Raw genomic sequence first — 4,070 nt, forward strand, 5'->3', positions numbered from 1 at the left:
ATTAATAAAATATAATAATTTTTGGAATCATAAAAGAATACATTCCGCTTTAAATTATGATACTCCTATGTTATACTTCAAAAAAATAAGGAATACTTAAAGGAAATATCTCTGGCTCCCGTGCAAAATAAATAAAAATATATTCTTGACAAATATAAGAAATAAAATTAGAATACTTACTTAAATTTAAAAATTAATTTGAAAAAGATAATAAATTGCGGAGAAAAGATGAAAGTTGTAGATATAGATAAAAAACCTCAAAATGAAAAAATCTTTTTTGGAGATTTTGGACATTATATAAGAATAGATTCCATAAGCCATGAAATAGCGAAAAAATTGAAAGAAGCAAGCGAAGGAAATACATGGTTTTCAAAAGAGGTAGATTATAAATCTGATAAAACAAAATTTTCATCATTACCTGAAAATGCTCAAAGGGCTTTCAAACTTAATATAGCATATCAAACTTTAATGGACAGTGGAGTTACTTCGGGCTTTTCATCTATATTAAATAGAATAGTAACTAGTTCAATATGGTCTATACTTTATTCTAGAATAGCAATAGAAGAAAATATACATGCAGAAAGCTATTCTTACGGACTTTCTGAAGTTTTTGGACATGAGTCAAGTGAAACATTAGATTTGGTTTATAATGATGAATTTGTTAAGCATAGAATGGAAAAGGAAGTAGAATTATTTGGAAATGTTGATGAATTATGTAATTTAGAAAATTCTAATGCATCTTTAGATGAAAAAAAACAAGCTGTACTAAAATTATTAACAGGAATATATTTACTTGAAGGTATAAAATTTCCTTTCTCTTTTCTTGTAACATTCACAATAAATAATAATTATGATAATGCAATAGCAGGATTCACTAAAACTATCAAATTAATAGCACATGATGAACTTAATGTACATGTACCTACAGGAAAAAATATAATATCAATATTGAGAAAAGATTCAAGTCAGGGTTTTTCACATTTATTTAATAATGGCTGGTATAATAAAATAGCATCTGAAATGACTGATTATACTGTTAAAGAAGAAATTAAATGGGCTAAATATTTATTTGATGGTTATGAAGTTTCTGGAATTAATTCATCTATAAGCGAGCATTTTATAAAATATTGGGCTGGTATAAGGTTAAGAGATATAGGCGTAGAAACAGAATATTTATCTGAAAAAAAATCAGATATAATAGATTGGTTTAATAGCTATAGAGATATAAATAAGCAAAATGCAGCTTTACAGGAAACAACAAATACATCTTATCAAAAAGGTGCTTTGAAAAACGATTTATAAAAAATAATTATTAAGGTAATGTTATGATAGAACTTACAAAAGATAAAAAACATATTATTATTAAAAGAGACGGCAGAGAAGAACCTTTCAATGAAGAAAAATTAAGAAAAGTTATAGATTGGGCTACAGAAGGAAAGGAAGTATTTACTAATAAACTTTTGGAAGGACTTAACATCAAAATAAATGATAAAATGAAAATAGAGGTATTGTATGATGAACTTATAAATACAGCTGTTAATATGATAAGTCCATTATATCCTTTATACGATACTATAGCTGAAAAATTATATTTAATGAAGATATATAAAGAAACTTGTGGGCTTAAAAAAATAGGCTCATATCCGCATATAAAAAATTTCCTAAAAAAAGGAATAAAGTACAAAATATATGATAAGGATATAATCAAACTCTTCACTGATAAAGAATTAGATAAAATAAATTCTATGATAGACCCCAATAGAGATTTATTATTTACATATAAGGGATTGGCTATTTTCTATAAAAAATACTGCAAAAATATAGGGAATAAAAAATTAGAACTGCCTCAAATAACATATATGGTAGCTGCTATGTTTTCATTTTATGATGATTATTATAAAGGTGAAAACAAAGACAAATTAGAAATAAGCAAATCAGAAAGACTAAAATATATAAAAAGAACTTATGATATGCTATCAAAGCATGAAATTACATTTGCAACTCCTAGAATAGCAAATAGTATGACTATAAAAGCACAGTTGGCAAGCTGTATATTAAATACTCCAGATGATGACACTTGGAGTTTGAATCAAACTGATGGCAATATGGCTTTATACTCAAAATTTTCAGGCGGAATTGCCTATGATGCTTCATATATAAGGGCTTCAGGTTCAACTATACAAACTAATAGAGGACGTTCAGATGGACCTATACCTTTTATAAAAAGAGTTGAGCAAACTATATCATCATTCAATCAAGGAGGAGTTCGTAAAGGGGCTTGTGTTATTACTTTTCCTTGGTGGCATTTAGATGTACTTGATTTGATAATGCTGAAGGATGCTGGAGGTACTGAAGATACAAGGGCTAGAAAATTGGTTTATTCTATTAGAATAAGCAATATATTTAGAGAAAGAGTTAATAAAGACGGATATGTAACACTTTTTGATCCTAAAGAAACTCCTCTTTTAAATGAAGAGTATGGAGAAAAATTTAATGTTGCTTATATGTATTATGAAAGTAAATCTTCTATAAGAAAGAAAAAAATAAGAGCCAAAGATTTATTATTTCAAATATTAAAAGTTAGGCAGGAAACTGGAAATTTATACCTTACATTTGTAGATAATATAAATGAACAGAACATAGTTAATAGATTCGTAGGTGCTTCCAATCTTTGTCAGGAAATAGTAATACCTTCTTACCCTTCAAAACTCATAAAAGAAAAATTCATAATTAATGAAGATGGAGAATATGAAATAATACAGAGAAAAAAAAGCGGAGAAATTGGAATTTGCAATTTAGTGTCTATTAACTTAATGTCTTGGGTAAACTTCACTCCTGAAAAGAAAAAGTCATTCTGCTATACTCTTTTAAGGGGATGTGATAATGTTATAGATACTCAATTTTATCCTGTTAAAGAGGGAGAAATAGCAAATAAGAAAAACAGACCTATAGGAATAGGGGTTATTAATTATGCTAATCTGCTTGCTTCAAATAAATTAAAGTATACAGATAAAGAAGCTTTAGAATTTACAAATAAGGTTTTCGATGATTTGTACTATCATATATATCAGACATCTAATATATTAGCAAAAGAAAGAGGACCTTATAAAACATTTAATGAATCTAAATGGAAAGACGGATTAACACCTTTTCATATATCATTATTGAATAATAATAAAAAGAATAATCTTAATGTAAGTGTAGATAAAGAAAAATGGGATAAACTTGCAGAAGAAATAAAAACAAGTGGAGTAAGATTCTCATTTCATGGGGCAATAGCACCTACTGCAACATCTGGAAAAAGTGTATCCGCTACAGAAAGTATAGAGCCTATAGTAGATTTATTTTTTGTAGAAGAAGGAATACAAACACTTCCTAGTTTAGTACCTAATATGAAAAAGAATAGAGATTATTATGAAAGATGCTGGACTATACCTGCAAAAACTATAATAGAACTTGCTGCTGTAAGGCAAAGATATATAGATCAATCTCAGTCTTTAAATTTATATTATGTGAAACCTGATTCTGCTAAAGAACTTTGGAATGATATTCAATACGCTATGGATTTGGGACTTAAAACTCTTTACTATATGAAAACGCCTAAATCTAATTTCGAGCTTGATGAAGTTTGTGAATCTTGCACTTAAAGAAAAAAATAACATAATCATATATAATGACAACTTTATTATGTTTTTAATTATACTCTGTTATTATAAAATAAGATGTTTAAAACCTAATTTATTTTTAATAATTATATATTAGCTAAAAGTAAATTAGTAATATTTAGCTTTCAAATTCTTTTTATATCATAGTATGATAATAAAAATTTATTAATTATAATATAATCTTTATATATTATTACCATACTTTTAAAATGAAAATATTAAATTGTATTTTTATAATCAATTATTTATAGTTTTCACAAAAATGAAATATAATAATTAAAATTTGCACGGGAGCCAGAGATATTTCCTTTAAGTATTCCTTATTTTTTTGAAGTATAACATAGGAGTATCATAATTTAAAGCGGAATGTATTCTTTTATGATTCCAAAAATTATTATATTTTAT

The 4,070-nt window shown here is 26.3% G+C and carries 2 protein-coding genes; both read left to right on the forward strand.

Going from position 1 to position 4,070, the window contains the following annotated elements; translation table 11 throughout:
* Nucleotides 1-228 precede the first annotated feature (228 nt).
* The gene (locus Q1J76_RS11850; protein ID WP_300370673.1) at nt 229-1,302 is read left to right on the forward strand and encodes a ribonucleotide-diphosphate reductase subunit beta; all 1,074 of its coding nucleotides are present in this window, start codon (nt 229-231) and stop codon (nt 1,300-1,302) included.
* A 23-nt stretch (nt 1,303-1,325) separates the two neighbouring features.
* A complete protein-coding gene (locus Q1J76_RS11855; RefSeq protein WP_300370676.1) occupies nt 1,326-3,647 on the forward strand; it encodes a ribonucleoside-diphosphate reductase subunit alpha in 2,322 nt (773 codons plus the stop codon).
* Nucleotides 3,648-4,070 lie beyond the last annotated feature (423 nt).

The organism is Brachyspira sp. (assembly GCF_029258575.1).
GTDB lineage: Bacteria > Spirochaetota > Brachyspiria > Brachyspirales > Brachyspiraceae > Brachyspira.